This window comes from Mycobacterium sp. NGS68, from assembly GCF_059812195.1.
Genome location: NZ_JCALCE010000001.1, coordinates 1 through 16,972, shown reverse-complemented (window position 1 = coordinate 16,972; position 16,972 = coordinate 1). Strand labels below are relative to the sequence as shown.

General features: G+C 67.7%; 24 protein-coding genes and 2 tRNA genes. 12 read left to right on the top strand and 14 right to left on the bottom strand.

Annotated features, from left to right (window positions below; all coding sequences use genetic code 11):
• Position 1 precedes the first annotated feature (1 nt).
• Positions 2-667, top strand: a complete 666-nt coding sequence (locus tag AC5Y5V_RS00130; RefSeq protein ID WP_499930389.1) for a TetR/AcrR family transcriptional regulator — start codon at positions 2-4, stop codon at positions 665-667.
• Positions 664-1,521 (top strand): SDR family NAD(P)-dependent oxidoreductase, encoded by an 858-nt coding sequence (locus AC5Y5V_RS00125; protein ID WP_499930387.1) that lies wholly within the window; start codon positions 664-666, stop codon positions 1,519-1,521. Before AC5Y5V_RS00130 ends, AC5Y5V_RS00125 begins: the two co-directional genes overlap by 4 nt.
• Positions 1,522-1,530: 9 nt before the next feature.
• Here AC5Y5V_RS00125 and AC5Y5V_RS00120 read toward each other — a convergent pair whose 3' ends face one another.
• The 3 genes from AC5Y5V_RS00120 to lipE are packed head-to-tail and all read right to left on the bottom strand — an operon-like array spanning position 1,531 to position 4,146.
• Positions 1,531-2,646, bottom strand: a complete 1,116-nt coding sequence (locus tag AC5Y5V_RS00120) for an Rv2629 family ribosome hibernation factor (protein WP_499930385.1) — start codon at positions 2,644-2,646, stop codon at positions 1,531-1,533.
• 5 nt (positions 2,647-2,651) lie between these two features.
• A complete protein-coding gene (locus AC5Y5V_RS00115) occupies positions 2,652-2,843 on the bottom strand; it encodes a hypothetical protein (protein WP_499930383.1) in 192 nt (63 codons plus the stop codon).
• A gap of 28 nt (positions 2,844-2,871) precedes the next feature.
• The gene (lipE, locus tag AC5Y5V_RS00110) at positions 2,872-4,146 is read right to left on the bottom strand and encodes a lipase LipE (protein ID WP_499930381.1); all 1,275 of its coding nucleotides are present in this window, start codon (positions 4,144-4,146) and stop codon (positions 2,872-2,874) included.
• 13 nt (positions 4,147-4,159) lie between these two features.
• Here lipE and AC5Y5V_RS00105 point away from each other — a divergent pair, with 13 nt between their 5' ends.
• Positions 4,160-4,546, top strand: coding sequence for a hypothetical protein (locus AC5Y5V_RS00105; protein ID WP_499930379.1), 387 nt, complete (start codon positions 4,160-4,162; stop codon positions 4,544-4,546).
• Here AC5Y5V_RS00105 and AC5Y5V_RS00100 read toward each other — a convergent pair.
• A complete protein-coding gene (locus AC5Y5V_RS00100; RefSeq protein WP_499930377.1) occupies positions 4,533-5,357 on the bottom strand; it encodes a crotonase/enoyl-CoA hydratase family protein in 825 nt (274 codons plus the stop codon). The genes AC5Y5V_RS00105 and AC5Y5V_RS00100 overlap by 14 nt on opposite strands.
• Before the next feature lie 23 nt (positions 5,358-5,380).
• On the opposite strand from AC5Y5V_RS00100, the gene AC5Y5V_RS00095 reads away from it, so the two are divergent.
• Positions 5,381-5,974 (top strand): TIGR03086 family metal-binding protein, encoded by a 594-nt coding sequence (locus AC5Y5V_RS00095; RefSeq protein WP_499930375.1) that lies wholly within the window; start codon positions 5,381-5,383, stop codon positions 5,972-5,974.
• A gap of 183 nt (positions 5,975-6,157) precedes the next feature.
• On the opposite strand, the gene AC5Y5V_RS00090 is transcribed toward AC5Y5V_RS00095, so the two are convergent.
• The gene (locus AC5Y5V_RS00090) at positions 6,158-6,613 is read right to left on the bottom strand and encodes a DUF4334 domain-containing protein (RefSeq protein WP_499930373.1); all 456 of its coding nucleotides are present in this window, start codon (positions 6,611-6,613) and stop codon (positions 6,158-6,160) included.
• On the bottom strand, positions 6,610-7,665 hold the full coding sequence (locus AC5Y5V_RS00085) for an aromatic amino acid aminotransferase (protein ID WP_499930371.1): 1,056 nt from the start codon (positions 7,663-7,665) through the stop codon (positions 6,610-6,612). The genes AC5Y5V_RS00090 and AC5Y5V_RS00085 overlap by 4 nt, the downstream gene beginning before the upstream one ends.
• Positions 7,666-7,755: 90 nt before the next feature.
• On the opposite strand from AC5Y5V_RS00085, the gene AC5Y5V_RS00080 reads away from it, so the two are divergent.
• Both AC5Y5V_RS00080 and AC5Y5V_RS00075 read left to right on the top strand, forming a co-directional pair.
• Positions 7,756-7,844, top strand: a tRNA-Ser gene (locus tag AC5Y5V_RS00080).
• Between the two features lie 36 nt (positions 7,845-7,880).
• Positions 7,881-7,953 (top strand) — tRNA-Arg (locus AC5Y5V_RS00075).
• Between the two features lie 97 nt (positions 7,954-8,050).
• On the opposite strand, the gene AC5Y5V_RS00070 is transcribed toward AC5Y5V_RS00075, so the two are convergent.
• Positions 8,051-8,200: a hypothetical protein gene (locus AC5Y5V_RS00070; RefSeq protein ID WP_499930369.1), complete on the bottom strand. Its 150-nt coding sequence runs from the start codon at positions 8,198-8,200 to the stop codon at positions 8,051-8,053.
• Positions 8,201-8,277: 77 nt separating this feature from the next.
• Positions 8,278-8,937 (bottom strand): Rv1289 family protein, encoded by a 660-nt coding sequence (locus AC5Y5V_RS00065; RefSeq protein ID WP_499930367.1) that lies wholly within the window; start codon positions 8,935-8,937, stop codon positions 8,278-8,280.
• A gap of 225 nt (positions 8,938-9,162) precedes the next feature.
• On the opposite strand from AC5Y5V_RS00065, the gene AC5Y5V_RS00060 reads away from it, so the two are divergent.
• Positions 9,163-9,489, top strand: a complete 327-nt coding sequence (locus AC5Y5V_RS00060; RefSeq protein ID WP_499930365.1) for a PE family protein — start codon at positions 9,163-9,165, stop codon at positions 9,487-9,489.
• Between the two features lie 22 nt (positions 9,490-9,511).
• On the opposite strand, the gene AC5Y5V_RS00055 is transcribed toward AC5Y5V_RS00060, so the two are convergent.
• Together AC5Y5V_RS00055 and AC5Y5V_RS00050 are read right to left on the bottom strand one after the other, a co-directional pair.
• Positions 9,512-10,543 (bottom strand): phosphotransferase family protein, encoded by a 1,032-nt coding sequence (locus tag AC5Y5V_RS00055; RefSeq protein ID WP_499930363.1) that lies wholly within the window; start codon positions 10,541-10,543, stop codon positions 9,512-9,514.
• Positions 10,544-10,548: 5 nt separating this feature from the next.
• A complete protein-coding gene (locus AC5Y5V_RS00050; RefSeq protein WP_499930361.1) occupies positions 10,549-10,896 on the bottom strand; it encodes a nuclear transport factor 2 family protein in 348 nt (115 codons plus the stop codon).
• Positions 10,897-10,989: 93 nt separating this feature from the next.
• Here AC5Y5V_RS00050 and AC5Y5V_RS00045 point away from each other — a divergent pair, with 93 nt between their 5' ends.
• Entirely contained in the window at positions 10,990-11,931 is a 942-nt protein-coding gene (locus AC5Y5V_RS00045; protein WP_499930359.1) for a class I SAM-dependent methyltransferase, read from the top strand.
• A gap of 178 nt (positions 11,932-12,109) precedes the next feature.
• Here AC5Y5V_RS00045 and AC5Y5V_RS00040 read toward each other — a convergent pair whose 3' ends face one another.
• Genes AC5Y5V_RS00040 through AC5Y5V_RS00030 form a run of 3 tightly spaced genes read right to left on the bottom strand, consistent with a single transcriptional unit; the run spans position 12,110 to position 14,393 of the window.
• Positions 12,110-12,745 carry a carboxymuconolactone decarboxylase family protein gene (locus tag AC5Y5V_RS00040; protein WP_499930357.1) on the bottom strand — a complete coding sequence of 212 codons (636 nt, stop codon included), beginning with the start codon at positions 12,743-12,745 and terminating at the stop codon, positions 12,110-12,112.
• A gap of 41 nt (positions 12,746-12,786) precedes the next feature.
• The gene (locus AC5Y5V_RS00035; protein WP_499930355.1) at positions 12,787-13,578 is read right to left on the bottom strand and encodes an SDR family NAD(P)-dependent oxidoreductase; all 792 of its coding nucleotides are present in this window, start codon (positions 13,576-13,578) and stop codon (positions 12,787-12,789) included.
• Entirely contained in the window at positions 13,575-14,393 is an 819-nt protein-coding gene (locus tag AC5Y5V_RS00030) for an MBL fold metallo-hydrolase (protein ID WP_499930353.1), read from the bottom strand. The genes AC5Y5V_RS00035 and AC5Y5V_RS00030 overlap by 4 nt, the downstream gene beginning before the upstream one ends.
• 146 nt (positions 14,394-14,539) lie before the next feature.
• On the opposite strand from AC5Y5V_RS00030, the gene AC5Y5V_RS00025 reads away from it, so the two are divergent.
• Positions 14,540-15,118: a TetR/AcrR family transcriptional regulator gene (locus tag AC5Y5V_RS00025; RefSeq protein ID WP_499930351.1), complete on the top strand. Its 579-nt coding sequence runs from the start codon at positions 14,540-14,542 to the stop codon at positions 15,116-15,118.
• A gap of 13 nt (positions 15,119-15,131) precedes the next feature.
• Here AC5Y5V_RS00025 and AC5Y5V_RS00020 read toward each other — a convergent pair whose 3' ends face one another.
• Positions 15,132-15,953, bottom strand: coding sequence for a hypothetical protein (locus AC5Y5V_RS00020; RefSeq protein ID WP_499930349.1), 822 nt, complete (start codon positions 15,951-15,953; stop codon positions 15,132-15,134).
• A gap of 114 nt (positions 15,954-16,067) precedes the next feature.
• Between AC5Y5V_RS00020 and AC5Y5V_RS00015 the strand changes: the two genes are divergently transcribed.
• From AC5Y5V_RS00015 to AC5Y5V_RS00005, 3 genes are all read left to right on the top strand, one after another.
• Entirely contained in the window at positions 16,068-16,493 is a 426-nt protein-coding gene (locus AC5Y5V_RS00015; protein WP_499930347.1) for an MmcQ/YjbR family DNA-binding protein, read from the top strand.
• 63 nt (positions 16,494-16,556) lie between these two features.
• The gene (locus AC5Y5V_RS00010) at positions 16,557-16,781 is read left to right on the top strand and encodes a hypothetical protein (protein WP_499930345.1); all 225 of its coding nucleotides are present in this window, start codon (positions 16,557-16,559) and stop codon (positions 16,779-16,781) included.
• A gap of 35 nt (positions 16,782-16,816) precedes the next feature.
• Positions 16,817-16,972, top strand: a 156-nt coding sequence (locus AC5Y5V_RS00005) for a DUF6131 family protein (RefSeq protein WP_499931076.1), incomplete at its 3' end; no start/stop codon positions are given.

The following is a 16,972-nucleotide window of genomic DNA, read 5'->3' as shown; positions in this document are numbered from 1 at the left end:
GATGAGCGACGAGCCCGACCGGCGCCGAGGCCCGCGCAACGACGTCGACGTCCGCGAGCTCATCCTCGACGTCACCGAGGCGATGGCCGGCCGCACCAACCCCGACGCAGTTTCGTTGCGCGCCATCGCCCGCGAGGCGAATGTCGCGCCGCGCGCCCTGTCCTATCACTTCGCGACCAAGCGGCAATTGCTCCAAGCCGTCGTCCGGCGGCGTTCGGGCGTGGTGTCGGAAATGATCGAGCGGCGCCTGAAAGTGTTGTGGGACAGAGACGGTGGGATCAGGGCCCGCGAGATCGTCGACGCGGTGCTGCTTCCGATGGTCGAGCTCATCGAACGGGAGCCGGTCGGTGGTGTGCACTGGATGCGCATCTTCGCGACGCTGAGCACCATCGACGAACCCGCGCGGGTCGCCGACGTGGGCACCGATCCGGCGGTCGTGCGCCTCCTGTTCGACGTCGCCGAGCAGGCCTTCGGAGCGGCATGGGACGACGGTGTCCGGCGCAGGCTTGCGATCGGCATGCTGGCGATGCTCGAGGCGATGACCAAGATCGACCAGCCGATGTACGGCCAACCACTCGGCCCGTCCGGCCTGGACCCGGAGTTCGTGGAACAACTGGCGGTGTTCACCGCCGCCGGGATCACCGGCCACATCGAGGGAGAACGATGACAACTCGGCAGAACGCGGCGACACGCCCACTCGACGGTCGCGTGGCGTTGGTGACCGGCGCCAGCCGCGGCATCGGCGCTGCGATCGCCAAGCGGTTCGCCTGTGAGGGCGCCGTGGTCGCGGTGGCGGCCAGAAGCCTGGAGACGGCCGCGCAGGGTTCGCTTCCCGGCACGCTGCGCGGCACGGTCGCCGACATCGAGGCGGCCGGCGGGCGGGCCGTTGCCTATCGGGTCGACCTGACGTCGTCGGAGTCGCGCGCGGAGCTGATCGATCGCGTGGTCGCCGATCTGGGACCGATCGACATCCTGGTGAACAACGCGGCCACGTCGATCTTCGCGCCCTTCACCGACATCTCGGAGAAACGCCTCCGGCTGATCACCACGCTCAACTACTTCGCCCCCTTCGATCTGTGCCAGCGCGTGGTGCCCGCGATGCGGGAGCGTGGTCGCGGCTGGATTCTCAACATCACCTCGCTGTCGGGCGACATCCCCACCACACCGCCGCCGGACCCGATCTACCACCTACAGGGAACCGCTTACGGCTCGTCCAAAGCCGCCCTGAACCGGCTGTCGGAGGGTTTGGCGTCGGAGTTCTACGCCGACGGCATCGTCTCCAACGCGCTGGCACCGGTCAAGGCCGTGCTGACCGACGGCGTCAAGGCGACGCTCACCGAGGAGACCATTGCCGGCGAGGGCATCCTCGAGCCGGTCGAAGCGATGGCCGAGGCCGCCTTGGCGCTGTGCACCGGCGATCGCGACGGGCTCAACGGCGGAGTGCACAAGTCCCTGACGCTGCTCGCGCGCATCGGGTGGCCCATCCGCACGCTGGACGGCAGGGCGCTGCTGAACGCGTGATGCGGCGCTTCAGTCGCTGGGGTGCAACGTCGGTGCGTAGCGCAGGACCGCGGCAATCCCGTCGGCCGGAGCTATCCGCTCGTCGGTGCGCACCATCGACGCACCCACCGAAATCGCCAGGATCGGCAGCGCCTCGTCGGCGCGCAGGGTCTTGACGGGCGCCGCGCCGTGCTCGGACAGCACGTTGGCGTTTGGGGCGACGGTCGTCAGTTCCTCGTCGGCGACCACGGTGGCGTCGTCGATTTCGCCGATGATCAGCGTGTCGACCGCGCCCTGCCGCAGAGCCGAGCACACGGCGTCCAGCCCCTCGGCGGCCAGCCCGGACCGCCGTCCGATCTCGGCGGTGAAGCGGTCCGCGGCGGCGTCCATCACGCTGAGCCGCTGCCGCAGGAACCAGGCCTCGATGGCCCGCTGAATCTCGTCGAAGTTGTGTCCGCTGTGCCGGGCGCCGACCTGCAGCGGCACCGCGAGCGCGCCAACGCGCTCGGGGAGCGCCGCGAGTAGATCGGAGCGGGACCGCACCTCGCCGACCACGAAGACCGCGGCGAACGCGTTCTCGTCGACCAGCTCGCTGATGCGGTCGGCGACGGCACGCACGTTCTTGCGGGCCGCTTCCGCAGTGCGCAGCTGCGGGTCGCCGTACCCGGCGGTCTCGGCGCTGGCCGCCCTGTGCACGGGGCGGCCGCCGCCGTCGACGGTCTCGGACCGCAGCCTGCCGCTGAGGTGCGACGTCAGGTCGGCGCCGGTGTGGTCGGCGACCGCCAGCAAGTAGTCGGGCTGCTCGAAGCCGTGCTCGAGGATCGGGACGATGTAGGGCAGTTCGGAGACGCGGACCACCGTGTCGGCCGTGGGCCGCAGCAGGTGCTCGTTGAGGATGACGCCCGTGGCGCCGGCGACCACCGCGCGCCCGCTGCGGCCGATCGGCGGGCGCAAGTCCATCACCGCATGCTCGATCTGATCGGTGACCGACCCGTCGGCGCCCTGCGCCTCGAGTTGTTCGCGCAGAGCACGCCACTTCAGCTCGAGCTGAGTGCCGGCGTCATGGGTGTCGTGGGAGTCCTCGAAGTAGATCGACGCGAACGGCCCGGGCGTGTCCAGCAGCTGTCGGAAGCGGTCGGATTCCATGGCCGTTAGCGCCGTTCACCCTCGGTGTCGTCGAAAAAGGACCAGTCGCCGTCGTCGTCGCTGACTTCCATGCGCCAGCCAAGTTCGGAGTTGTCGGCCTGTTGGTCGACGAACCATGCGTGCGCGTCTTCGGCGCTGGCGATGTCCTTAGTCGCGACGACCTCACCCTGCGGGTTGAGTACTCGGTAGTTAGCCATAGGGGCAGGGTTCCCCACGGGGATGCGGCTAACCCGACGGGATCTCCGCGGCGATGGTGTCCATCAGCGCGGTATAGCGCTTGACCTCCGGGTCCCGGCCCGGCTTGCCGCTGCTGATCACCCCGCCGGACAGGCCGCGCTGCGGGTCCGCCCAGATGGCGATGTTGGCCAGGCCGAGGTTTCCGAACGCCGCCGGCGCGTTGCGCCCGAACGGTCCGAATCGCTTCGTGCCCAGCATGTATCCGGTGCCCCAGCGGGCCGGCATGAGACCCACGGCGAAGTCGGGCCGCAGCCGGCGGCACTCCTGCACCGCGCCGTACATCCGTTCCGGGCTGATGATGCGCACGCCGTCGAGTTCGCCTCCGCGGCGCCAGATCTCGGCGAAGCGCGACAGCTCGTCGGCGGTGGACACGGTGTTCGACGACGGGACCACGGTCGACAGGAAGGCCGGGCTGTTCGAGTACGGGATGATCTCGTGCACGGTTCCGCCGATCGCCTTGCGGAAGATCGCCGCGATCACCGGCGGCAGCGGCCGCCCGGTGGCGTGGCTGGGCGCGACGAGCGGGATGTCCTGCTTGGCAACGCCGAAGTTGGTCCACCGGAAACCCAGCGGATCGAGGATCTCGGTGGCCAGGATGTCGCGAATGTCCTTGCCGGTGCTGGCGTAGACGATCTCGCGCATCAGCGGGCCCCAGGTCAGCGCGTGATAGATGTGCACCAGTCCCGGCCGGTACAGCGGCCGCAGCTTGCCCAGCTGTTCCTGCGCGTACTCGTGGTCGTCGGCGCGCTTGAGGTCCGGCCTGGGCCCGGTGGGGAACGGCACGCCCGCGCTATGGGTCAGCACGTGCCGGATCGTGGTGCGGTCCTTGCCGTGGCTGGTGTAGCTGGGGATGTATTCGCAGACCCGATCGTCGAGGTCGAAGTGCCCCTGCTCGACCAGCATGTGCACGACGGTCGCGGTGATGCCCTTGGCCGCCGAGTAGACGCAGTACGGCGTGTCGGTCGTGACCGGGATCTTTTCGGCGTCGGGCTCGTCGGTGGGCGCGTTGCCCCAGCCGTGGCCGATCGCACGGTTGAGTACCACCCGGCCGTTGCGGCGCAGGCACAGCTGAATCGCGGGATGCATGCCGGCCCGATACCAGTGCCGCGCGGCCTGCCAGATGCGTTCGACGGCCGCGGCGCCGACCTCGGAGTGATCTTCTTCGCCGATCGCCGTCACCGCGTCGAGGTCGGCCGGGACGCGGATCCTGCCGTCTGGTGTCGTCACCCCCGAGAGGGTACGTGCCTTGCCATAGCGATGCATTTAGCGTGGTCGTATGCTCACGCGCGCGCGTTTCGTCGAGGTGATCCTGGTGATATTCGGGTTCTACTCCGTGGGCCTCGGGTTGTTCATGATCGTGGCGCCGCGCCTGTTCTTCGACACCCTCGGCGCGTTCGGCATCCGCAACAACCACTTCATCTTCGACAACGCCTCGTTCGAGCTGCCGCTGGGCCTACTGCTGCTGGCCGCCCTGCGCTGGCCGTCCTGGCGGGTGCCGGCGCTGGCGTTCGCCACGGCGCACTGGGGCCTGCACGCGATCAGCCACCTCGTCGACACCAATCACCGCGCGGGCGCCGCGGTGGGGTGGCTTGAATTCGCCGGCCTGGCGATCTCCACGGGTTGGGTGGCTCTCGCCCTGTGGCTGAGCGCTACTCGCCGGTGAACTGCGGCGGACGCTTGGCGAACGTCGCCTGGATACCTTCGTTCAGGTCCTTGGACGGCAGGAACGCCGAATTCCAGGCCGCCACGTAGCGCAGGCTCTCCGACACCGCCGCAATGCGCTGCTGGTCGAGCACGTCCTTGACGCCGTGCACGGCCAGCGGCGGGTTCGCCGCGATCTCGGCGGCGGTGGCGTGGGCCGCGGCCAGCGCGGCTTCGGCGTCGTCGTACACGTCATTGACCAGGCCGATCTTCTCGGCGCGGGCAGCGTCGATGTCCTTGCCGGTCAGCGCGAGCTCGCGCAGATGTCCGTCGCCCAGGATCAACGGCAGGCGGGCCAGGCTGCCGACGTCGGCGACGATGGCCAGCCGCACCTCACGCACGGAGAACTTGGCGTCGGCGCTGGCGTAGCGAATGTCGACCGCGGAGATCAGGTCCACGCCGCCACCGATGCACCAGCCCTGCACCGCGGCGATGGTGGGAGTGCGGCAGTCGGCGACGGCGGTGATAGCGCCCTGCATGCGGCGCAGCTCGGCGTGGAAGTCGAGGCGGGGGCGGGCCAGCGCGCCGTCGGCCATCAGCGGCGCGAACGTCCCACCCATCGCGGGCAGGTCCAGCCCGTAGCTGAAGTTCTTGCCCGACCCGGCGATCACGATGGCCCGCACGTCGCGGTCCGCGTCCAACTCGGCGAAGACCTGGGGCATCTCCGCCCAGAACGCGGGCCCCATCGCATTACCTTTGCCGGGTCCGATCAACGTCACCTGTGCAACCTGGTCTTTGGTTTCGACTGTGACGGATTCGTATGCTTCGCCCATTCCCAGACCGTAGCGTGGCGGACATGCCCTCCGATTTGCGACCCGGACCAGATTCACCGCCGACCGACGAACTGGACAGTGCCGAGGCCTCGCTCGCGGTGCTGCGGGAAGTGCTGCACACGGTCGCCGCCGACGACATGGAGCGCCAGACGCCGTGCTCGGAGTACGACATCACGCAGCTGACCTACCACCTGCTGAACTCCACCATGACCCTCGGGCTCATGGTGGACGCGGACTTCTCCCTGCGCGAGCACAGCGAGGCCGTGGAGAGCCAGGTCATCAGCGCGGCGCGGCCGACCCTGGACGCGTGGCACCGCCGCGGCCTGGACGGCATGGTGGCGTTCGACGACAACGAGATGCCCGCCAAGGTCGCCGCGTCGGTGCTCTCGATCGAGTTCCTGGTCCACGCCTGGGATTACGCCGCCGCGCTGGGACGTGAGGTCCACGCGCCGGATCCGCTGGTCGAATACGTGATGGAGTTGGCGCAGCGGCTGATCCAGCCCGAGCAGCGCGTCCACGCCGGGTTCGCCGACGTCATCGACGTGCCGGCCGGGGCGGGCGCATTGCATCGGTTGGTCGCCTTCACCGGCCGCGACCCGGGTTGGTCGGGCGTATAGCCGCAGGCGCGGCGTAGCCGGACGCTGCGACTGCCACCGTCGGGCTAATGGCCCGCCGGGCGCCGAGCGGCCCCAAAAGCTCGGCAAAACACCTGGATTGCCTGCAATTTGCGGCCGCTCACGGGTCAAACCTGCAATTTGCGGCCGCTCACGCGACTACTCGCCCAGCCGCCCGCTCGTCGGCTAGACGCGTTCCAGGTAGAAGTAGTAGTACCGCCCGTCGTCGAGCACGCCTTTGCCGTTCATGATGCCCATCACGGCGTCGTCGTCGACCTTCTTGAAATGGTCGTGCACGGGCTGGCCGTCGTAGACCATCGTCGCGGTGACCTCGCCGCGGAAGTCCTCCAACCACAGGCTGGCCTCGCCCTTGCCCCACTCGACGTTGGAGAACTTGTTGCCATCGGCGTCCAGGCACACCAGCGGCTTGACGTCGGTCACCGAGTTGAACGTCTTGCCGAACCAGCCGTTCTTGGCCAGCTTGCCGTTCATCCGGTGGCCGGTGGAGAACTCGCCGCCCTTCCATTCGCCGATCATGCCGTCGAGGGTCGCGGGCTCGAGGCTCGCCCAGTATTCGTCCAACTCCGCATCGGAGACGCTGCGGTCCTTGAACTCGGTGAACTTCTCGCGGGCCAGGCTCATTGTGACTCCATCCAGTTGCGGGCAAATTCGAGCAAAGCGTCGTTCTCCTGCGGCGCACCGATGGTGACCCGGACGCCGTCCGTGCCGTAGGGGCGAACGACGATGCGCGCGTCGGCCGCCCGCTCCACGAAGTCGCCGGTTCGGGGTCCCAACGGCAGCCAGACGAAGTTCGCCTGCGACGACGGCAGGGTGAACCCGGCTTCGCGTAGGGCGGCGCTGACCCGGGCGCGTTCGGCGACAACGGCGTCGGTGCGGGCCAGCAGCTCGTCGGCGGCCTGTAGCGAGGCGATGGCCGCGGCCTGCGAGACGCTGGTCGCGGTGAACGGCACGTAGACCTTGTCCAGCGCGGTGATCACGTCGGCGTGGGCCACGGCGTAGCCGACGCGCAGGCCCGCCAGCCCGTAGGCCTTGGAAAACGTGCGCAGCACAACCACATTGCTGTGGGCGCGGACCAGCCCAAGGCTGTCGGGCAGCATGGGCTCGCGGATGTACTCGACGTAGGCCTCGTCGATCACGATCAGGACGTGCGACGGCACCGCCTCGACAAACCGCCTCAGCGCCGCCGGGTCGACGACGGTCGACGTCGGGTTGTTCGGATTGCAGACGAAGATCAGCCGGGTGCGGTCGGTGACCGCGGCCAGCATCGCGTCGAGGTCGAAGGTGTGGTCGGTCAACGGCACCTTGACGGGAATCGCCCCGGCGACCTGGACCTGCGGCGGGTAGAGCTCGAAGCTGCGCCAGCCGAATACCACCTCGTCGCCGGCCGAGGCGGTGATCTGCACGAGCTGCTGGCACAGGCTCACCGACCCGCAGCCGACCGCGACGTTCTCGGGGGCGAAGTCCACGTGCCTGGCCAGCGCGGCCTTCAGCTCCACGCAGCCGTTGTCGGGGTAGCGGTTGATGACGTCGGTGGCCCGCTCGATCGCCGCACGCACGCTGGGCAGCGGGCCGAACACCGTCTCGTTGCTGGCCAGTTTGATGGCCCCCGGCACCGTCTTGCCTGGTACGTAAACGGGAAGCCCGGCGAGCACGGGACGCAGGCGGGCACTCACTTCGACAGCATATGTCGGCGCTGTGTACGCTATGCCTCCGGCGGTTCGGGGATGCCCAGCAGACGTCGGGTACCCTCAGGAAGTCCAAACGGAGGCGTGCCAGAGCGGCCGAATGGGGCTCACTGCTAATGAGTTGTTCCCCTCAAAGGGAACCGGAGGTTCAAATCCTCTCGCCTCCGCCGGAGTCCTCTCGGGGACACCACAACTGAACACAGGCGCCCGTAGCTCAACGGATAGAGCATCTGACTACGGATCAGAAGGTTAGGGGTTCGAATCCCTTCGGGCGCGCTCAATGCGCGCGGCGACGTTGGCCCTCGACTGTGGGGGCTACGCATGAAATCGACCGCGCAGGCCTACATAACCCCACACTCGCGGCGAACGGCGCCTAGTCGCCGCGACGGCCGACGGGCGCGGTGGTGATCTCGGCGGCCAGCAGAACGCCGGCCATGCTGCGGCGCAGGAACGCGATAGCCCTGGCGCGGGGCGTGCTCGTCGCGGTGTCGTAGACCTGGCTGGTGTTCGATGCAGTGTTCATGCCACTGATCGTTCATCGACCGACGGCCTCGCAGTAGCCGTCGCGACGTTGCAGCGTTACAACCCTGGCTTGTAGCGCTAGGCCGACGGCTCGGGCGCCGGGGTCGCGTCCTTCTGGGCGGCCGGGGTCCAGTTGTCCCAGCTGTCGCCGAAGTCCAGGGTGTTCTGCGGGAACTGGGAGACGCTGATGATCTCGCGGAAGTGGTCCTGCCAGCCCCACCAGCCGTTGATCTGGAAAATGTGCTCATTCCAGCTCAGTGTGTAGCCCTCGGGAATGTCCTGGCCCTTGTTCTCCGGCGCGAACACGGCGATCGCCAACAGGCCGATCACCGCCGCCGCCGGCAGCTGGATCTTGCCGGTGCGCCAGATGTGCACGCCGGCGGGACGCGGCCCGGACGGCGTCAGCTCGAAGCCGTGCGGCAGCTCGTCGGTGTGGCCGCGGCTGCAGCGGTGAATGGCGTACAGCACGTCGGCGATGTCGGGGCGCTGGTCTTCCAGGTCAGACTTCACCGCGACCGGGAAGCGGGTCTGATCGAAGTCGATGCCGGGCTGGGTCATCACCCGGAACATGTCGAGCCCGTCGCGGACGGTTTGCTTGAACCGGCCCGCCACCCCCAGCTGCGGATACCGTTTGTTCCCGGTTCCATCGACCGCGTTGCAGGCGTGCTGCAGGGCCGCCTCCCATTGCTTGGCCGCCCAGTTGTCCAGTGAGCGCCTGACCGAATCCGCCACAATCACAGGTGTGAGGCTAACGGTTGAGCAGCCAGCGCCGCGGGGAGTTCGGCGACTGAGCCGCAAGGTGTCGTCGTAGCCACGCTTTGTCAAAAGGCTGGACAGCCATTTGTCCACAAATTAGACGCCGGCCGTGCAGCATATAACGTTTATATAACGACTGCCGATCAGGCAGCGTTTTGTCATTATGATCCGCACATCCAAAATGCCTAAAAGAGCCGGGGTTTGACCATGTCATTTTTGTTTACAGACGCCGAAAAGCTGGCCGCGGCGGCCGCGGACCTGGCGGGCATCGGGTCGACCATCGGCGAGGCGAATGCGGCGGCGGCCATCCCCACGACGGGTGTGCTCCCACCCGGCGCCGACGCGGTTTCGGCGCTCGTCGCCCAGATCTTCGGCTCTCACGCGCAGGTCTATCAGGAGATCGGCGCCCGGGCGGCGGCGTTTCACGACCGGTTCGTGCGCCAGATGAGAGCGGCGGGCCGGGCGTACTGCGACGCCGAGGACGCCAACGCCGCGGGCCTGCACGACGCACCGCCCCGGGAGTGGCTCTGGTGACCGGGCCCGTCGAGCGTGCCGCCTACCGCGTCTCGATCAGCCCCAGCGCCCGCTCGAACAGGTGCACAGTGGCGGCGTGCAGCTGATCGCCGACCTCCTTCTCGGCCTTGCCGGCGCACGCACGCGCCAGCGTGCCCTCGATCACAATGCCCAGCTTGAAGCAGGCCAGCACGGTGTACCAGGTCATCTGTGACAGGTCACGCGTGGTGTTGGCGGCATAGCGCTCCAGCAGCTCGTCGGTGCCGGCCAGCCCCTTCTGCGCGCCGAGGGCGTGGCTGAACACGGCCGACCCGTCGTCCTGGCGCCACGTCGCCAACAGCCAACCCAGATCCAGCAGCGGATCGCCGATTGTGGACATCTCCCAGTCGCAGATGGCGACCACCTCGGGCCCGGTGCGAGAGAACATCACGTTGGCGGCGTGGTAGTCGCCGTGCAGGATGCCCGGTTTCCACGATGTCGGGCGGTGGCTCTCCAGCCAGCCGGCCACCTGCTCGACGCCGGGGATGTCCGGCCCGGGGTAGCCGTCGTACTCCTGGTAGGACTCCAGCTCCGAAAGCCAGCGCGGCACCTGGCGTTCCAGGAAGCCCTCCGGCTTGCCGAAATCGGCCAGACCGACGGCGACATGGTCGACGGCGCCCAGCTTGGCCAGGGCGTCGGCCATCGACAGCCCCATGCCGTGCTGCACCTCGGGATCGCCGGCATGCAGCGGCGGCAGGCCTTCGCCGGCGTTGAATCCGTCGATCGGCTCCATCAGGTAGAAGACGGCGTCGCCCAGGACTCTGACGTCGTCGCAGGCCGCGATCAGGTGCGGGTGGGGTACGTCGGAGCCGGCCAGTGCGGCGAGCACCTTGGTCTCCCGCAGGATCACACTATTGCTGCGGCTGCGCAGATGGCGTGGTCCGCGGCGCAGCACATAGGGCCGGCCGGACCGGGTGAAGCGCAGCATGACGTTCTGGGTTCCGCCGGTGACCGGGGAGACGTCGTTCAGCGGGCCGTCGCCCAAGCCCTGCTCCGACATCCAGTCCGCGACGGCATCCAGGTCGACGGCATCCATGGGCATCATCCTTTGGCCTGCGGGGTGTAGTGGACCGTCTGCGCCCGGATCATGCCGTCGCGGAACACGAAGGTGTCGACGCCGTCGTCCACCCGGTTAGGCACCGAATCGGCCGTCCACTCGAGGAAGAGCAGGTCGCCCTCGAAGACCAGGTTCTTCAGGTCCCAGGCCGCGTCGGGCAGGTCGTCGAGCAGCCTGACGAACACCCCGCGGATCTCGTCCTTGCCCCGCGCCACGCCCGCCGACGTGATCACCACGGAGTCGTCGGCGTAGTCCTCGACGATCCCGTCGAGGTCGCCCGTGGCGAGCGCCCGACCGTGGTGGGCGAACACTTCCTGCGGCGTACGAGTCATGGCGCTCCTTTGCAACCTGTCGATCGTCTGGGAAAAAGCGTAGGTCACCGCCGTCGGGGCACTGCGGGCCGTAACGGCTGGAAGAATGGTTCAATGCCGCGAACCGACAACGATTCCTGGGACATCACCCACAGCGTGGGCGCCACGGCGCTGGGCGTCGCCGCCGCGCGCGCCGCGGAGACCGAGAGCGCCGACCCGCTGATCCGAGACCCCTTCGCGCGGGTGTTCGTCGACGCGGTCGGCCAGGGGGTGTGGAGCCTGTACGCCGACCCCGCCCTGCTGGCGGATGCACCCGAGGTCGAACCCGACGTGCGGGCACGCCTGCGGCTGATGATCGACTTCATGGCGACGCGGACAGCGTTTTTCGACGAGTTCTTCCTGCACGCCGCCGACACCGGCGTGCGCCAGGTGGTGATCCTGGCGTCCGGGCTGGACGCGCGGGCCTGGCGGCTACCGTGGCCCGACGGCACGGTGGTCTTCGAACTCGACCAGCCCAAGGTGCTGGAATTCAAGTCCGCCACGCTGCGCAATCACGGTGCCGAACCGACGGCACAGCTGGTGAACGTGCCGATAGACCTGCGGCAGGATTGGCCAAAGGCTCTGCAGGACGCCGGTTTTGATCCGTCGAAGCCGTCGGCCTGGTCGGCCGAGGGCCTGGTGCGGTACCTGCCGGCGCAGGCGCAGGACCTGTTGTTCGAACGCGCGCATGCGCTCAGCGCGCCCGGCAGTTGGCTGGCGTCCAACGTCCCCGACGAGGGCTTCACGGACCCCGAACGCGTCGCCCGCCAGCGCGACGAGATGCGGCGCATGCGGGTCGCGGCCGCCAAGCTGGTCGACGCCGAGGTCGCGGATTTCGACGAGCTCTGGTATGCCGAGGAACGCACGCAGCTCGCGGACTGGCTGCGCGAGCACGGCTGGGACGCGGCGTCGGCGACCTTCCCCGAGCTGATGGCCCGCTACGGCCGGACCATTCCGCAGGGCGCCGAGGACTCGATGCCGCCGACGCGGTTCGTCTCCGCGCAGCGCATGGCCTGAGAAGGCCGAAAAGCGCCCGAACAGCGCGCTTGGCGGCGATAGTCTGTGACCCACCGACGGTTCATCGATCGCTGAGCGGGGGACAACGATGTCCTTTGTGACGGCGGCTCCGGAGTTGTTGGCTTCGGCGGCAACGGCGGATCGATCTACGGCGACGGCTGACCCGAGGCCTGCTGACCTACCCGTCGAGGGCGAACGCGGGCTCGACCTCGCAGCCGGCGACGTCGAGCATCATCGCGGCCATCACGTAATGCCCGACGAGCATGCTGAATTCGAGCATCTGGTTGTCGTCGAGTTCGCGCTGCAGCCGTTGATGCGTGGCCGTGGAGAGGTTCTTGTCGGCGAAGAGCTCGTCGGCGGCCGTCAGCAGCGTGCGGGTACGGGGCGACCATTCGGGGTCGTCTTCGTTGGTCAGTGACTCGATCTCGCGGAGCGAAATGCCGTGTTCGAGTGCCATCCGGGTGTGGTGGGCGTACTCGTACTGGCAGCCCATCCGCCACGCGATGCGGATGACGATCCGTTCGGTGTCCGGGCCGGAGATGGCGCCGCCGCGCAGCAGCTGCCCGACCAGCATCGCGTGGATGGGGAAAGCCTTGCCGAGCCGCGCCAGCACCAAAAAGCAGTTGTAATCGTAATTTTCGCCCGTGCTGTGGCGGATGACGCGCAGGAAGAAGCGGTGCAACAGGCGCTGCTCGCTGCGCGGCAGCGGCGGTATCCGGCGCGGATACAGCTCGCCCTGCCAGTTGCCTTTGGGTAGCTGAACGCGGGGTTGCGGCTTGGGAGCACGGTTGCGACGGGGCGGTGCGGTCGTCATGTTCGAATCCTTTCGGGTTTGGGGATGGAGTTCAGGCGCCTTCAGGCGCCGATCGCCTTGCCGGTGACGGCCAGGACGACGCGGCGCGGGGCGAATCGATTCGCGAGCACGGGTACCGCGTTGAGCGTCCCGGAGATGATGCTGGGCGGCGCCGCACGCCGGTCCAGGGTGCGTAACGTCTGCGCCGCAACGGCTTCGGGTGTCTGCCAGCGGCCGACTCCGGGGCGGGTGGTGCCCAGCACGTCGAAGAACGGCGTGCGCATCGGCCCGGGAGACACCACCAGGATGCGCAGGCTGCTGTGCCGGTGTTCATAGGCCAGCGCCTCGGTGAAGCTGAGCACGAACGCCTTGCTGGCGCCGTAAACAGCCATCGACGGCGTGGGCTGGTAGGCGCTGGTGCTCGCGACGTTCACCAGCGCACCGCGCCCGCTGCTCAACATCTGCGGCAGCAGCGCGCGGGTAAGGTCAACCACCGCAGCGACATTCAGCTGCACCTGCGCGGCGATCGCGTCGGCGTCCTGCGCCACGAAATCCCCGTGGGTACCCACGCCGGCGTTGTTGATCAGGGTGTCGACTCGCACGCCGTCCTTGGCGAGCCGCTGTGCCAGGGCGATCCCCGCGCCGGGTTGTGCCAGATCGCTGGCGTACACCGCGACGTCGACGGAGTGCCGCGCCCGCAGGTCCTCGGCGATCTCGTCCAGCTTCTCCCGCCGGCGCGCCACCAGTACCGGGTTGGCTCCCCGCTCGGCCAACTGCTGGGCGAAAGCGGCGCCCAAACCCGAGCTGGCGCCGGTGATCACGGCGGTGGTGCCGGTGTGGTCGAGGGCGGTCATTTCACACCTGCCGACGACAGCGCGGTGCGGACGGCGGCGAGCCCCTTCGGCGCGTCGCCGCTGCGTTCGGCCATGCGCAGATACTCAAACGGGTTGTGCGCGCAGAAGATATCGACCTCGGGATGGTCGGCGTGCAGGCTGCGCAACCGGTCCTGGTTGTACCGGCGTCCGGCCTGCTCGGTGGTCACCATCATCTGAAACAGCGCCACGCCCGGCGCGCAACGCCGTTGCGGCAGTTTGACTTCGCGGGCGTCGAAGTAGGCGTCACCGGCGTGCAGCATCCAGCCGTTGCCGGTGTCGACCGCGATCCCGCAGTGCCCGTGAGTGTGCCCGAACAGCGGGACCATCAGGATGTCGTCGCCGAGCCCTTCCAGCCCGCGCACGGCGTCGAATCCCAGCCATCCTTCGCCGCCGTGGGTATAGCTGCGCCACTTCGGGTCGTGGGCCCACATCTTGGGGCGGTAGCGCCGCTTCCCCCGAAAACCGTGGCGGCGGCGCGCGGCGTCCAACTCGGTGGCATGCACGTGCACCAAGGCCTCCGGGAAGTCGCTGAGGCCGCCGACGTGATCGAGGTCGAGGTGGGTCTGCACGATGTGCCGCACGTCGCTCACCGAGAAGCCGAGCTCGCGGACCTGCTCAACGGCGGCCAGCGACGGGTCGATCCCGGGCCGCGCGTAGCCCCGGGCGAACTCCCAGCCGAGCCGCGACGTGATGTCGGCGTAGTCGGCGCTGCCCAGGCCGGTGTCGACGAGCACCAGACCGGCATCGGATGTCTCCAGCAGCAGCACATGACAGACCAGGTGCTGCCTGAGCACCGAAATACCTTGGATGGAAGCGCAATTGAGGTGGTGTACGCGGGTGACCGGCATAGCGGGCGACCTTTCCGTGAATGATAATTCATTTTTACAGCCACTCCACGCGGCCTGTCAATAGTGAATGTTCCTTCACGTATGATGTCGGCATGCCGAAGGTGAGCGAGGAGCAGTGGAAGGCCCAGGAGCAGCGCTACCTGGACGCGGCGCGACGCTGCTTCAGCCGGCTCGGGGTGGCCCCCGCCTCGATGGAGGAGATCCGCACGGAGGCCGGCGTATCGGCCGGGGCCATGTACCGCTACTTCCCCGCCAAGGACGACCTCGTGCATGCGGCGATCGAGACCTCGATGACCGAACTCGCGGGGCTGCTGGCGCAGGTTGAGCAGCGCGACGACATCACATCCCCCAACGCCTACCTGCTGGGGCTACTCGAGATCCTGCGGCAGTTCCGCCATCACACCGACGGGGTGGACCTGTTTCGCCTGGCCGTTCAGGGTTGGGCGCATGCCCAGACGCAGCCCAGGACCAAGGCGATGGTGGTCGCGGGATTCGCGCTGCAGCGCGAAGCATTCACCAAGGCCGTCGCCCGGTGGACCACTCGGACCCAGGCGCCCGCGATGGCGGTGGCCATCGGCGGCGCGGTGATCGGCTACATCGTGCAGTCGGCGTTCAGCGACGACGACGTCGACCCCAAGCAGTACTGCCGGGGCTTGGCCGGCTTGAGCTGACGCCGCTGCGCACCTACGACGACTTGCTCTCGACGTCTTTCTTGATCGCGCCGATCGCATCGACGGGCGTCAGGTTCTGACCCTCGCTGTTCTGACCGAGCTGCGGCCAGCCGGCACCGTTGGGACCGCGGAGCTGGTCCCAGATCTCGCGGACCTTGGTCAGCAATTCGGTTTGCTCCTGGTCGGTGAGCGCCATCAGCCATCCTCCGTTCGTAGTGATGCCGCATGCGGCCGCAAACTGTTCCGGCGTCAGCCCGTCCGCGGAGTTCATGTCGCAGTTGCCGAACGGCGGAGCGCCCTGCGGCAGGTTGGGGCTGAAACCGGAGCCGTCGGTGTATTGGTGTGCCACCTGGCCGGGCAGGTTCGGATTGGAACCGTAGCCCGCCGCGATCACCCGCAGGCCCGCCGGGCGCACACGCCACATGTTGTAGAAGTCAAACGCATTGGCGTAACCGATGATTCGCGCCGGCGAGCCCGCATAGTCGGCAAGGTTCCAGTACAGCGGGTTGATCCAGCTGGACCCGTCGCCCGGCGGGTTGCCGCCCGATTCGACGTCGAGCATCAGGGAGACGCGCGGGTGCAGGCCGCCTTCGGCGTCGATCATGGAGCGCACGGTGCTGGCGTTGGCCGCCCAGTTCGGGCGCACGTAGGTGTAGACGATCCCGAACGCCAGTCGCCCGCTGTCCAGCTTCTGGCGCATCCATGCGTAGTTTCGCGCGAAGTTGTGATCCCGGTACGTTCCGTCGCTGACGCGAATCGAAAGCACCCGGTACGGATACGAGTCATTCACCGGTACTTGGAATTCGGAGACGTCAGCGAACAATGTGTCGGTCAAGGGAGCTCTCTTACCCCTAGTGGTCGTCAACCATGGCTCAGATGCGGACCATACCGCATGACGTCACCGCCGGGACCGAATACGGTTGCGCGCCACCCCGGTATCGTCGCGGCCATGGCTGACCGACCCGCGCGCGTGGACGACGTGCACCGGATCGCCGCGTCGATGCCTCACGTCACGCGCCTGGAGGGTCCCAAGGGCAACGCGATCTACCAGGTCGGCGGAAAGTCGTTCGTGTTCTTCCGTACTCCGCAACCCGACGCGGCGGATCCGGTGAGCGGCGAACGCTACCCCGACGTGATCATGCTCTGGGTCGAGTCGGAGAGTGACAAGCTGGCGCTGGTCCAGGATGCGGATTCGCCGTTCTTCAGCACCGGCCATTTCGACGGGCATCCGTCGGTCCTGGTGCGGGCCTGCCGGCTGCGCGAAATCGGAACCGCGGAATTGACCGAGCTGATTCAGGACGCGTGGCTGTCGCGGGCGTCGAAGCGGCGGGCGACGGCCTGGCTTGCCGAATTCGGCGCCGACAAGAATGTTTAGACACGGGTCCAACGGGTATCGCTTGGTGCACGGGAATCTTTCTCGGACACAACGGAGGTCACGATGCGTGGTCGTGGAATTCTCGGCGTCATTGTGGTGGTATGGCTACTCATCGGGGTATTCGCCGCGTGGCAGCGGCACTACTTCGAAAGCAGCCCGACTAACTGCGCTTCAGCGGCTTCCATCGCAACGACAGTGATTGCTGGTCCCTTGAATTACAAGATCAACCCAGCCGTCAATTGCAATGTGAATGTGCCGCCGGTGAACGTTCCGCAACCCAAGCAGTAGTTGAACTCTGCAACTCTCTAACAAAGGAAGCTGTCATGATCGCGCTAGGTGTCGTCCTGATTATTCTCGGGCTTATCTTCCCGACACTGGCTATTTTGTTGAAGATCGGAATCGTCCTCCTGGTCATCGGGGCGGTGCTGTGGGTGATGGGCTCCGTGGGTCGCCCGGTCGCCGGCAGGCGGTACTGGTAC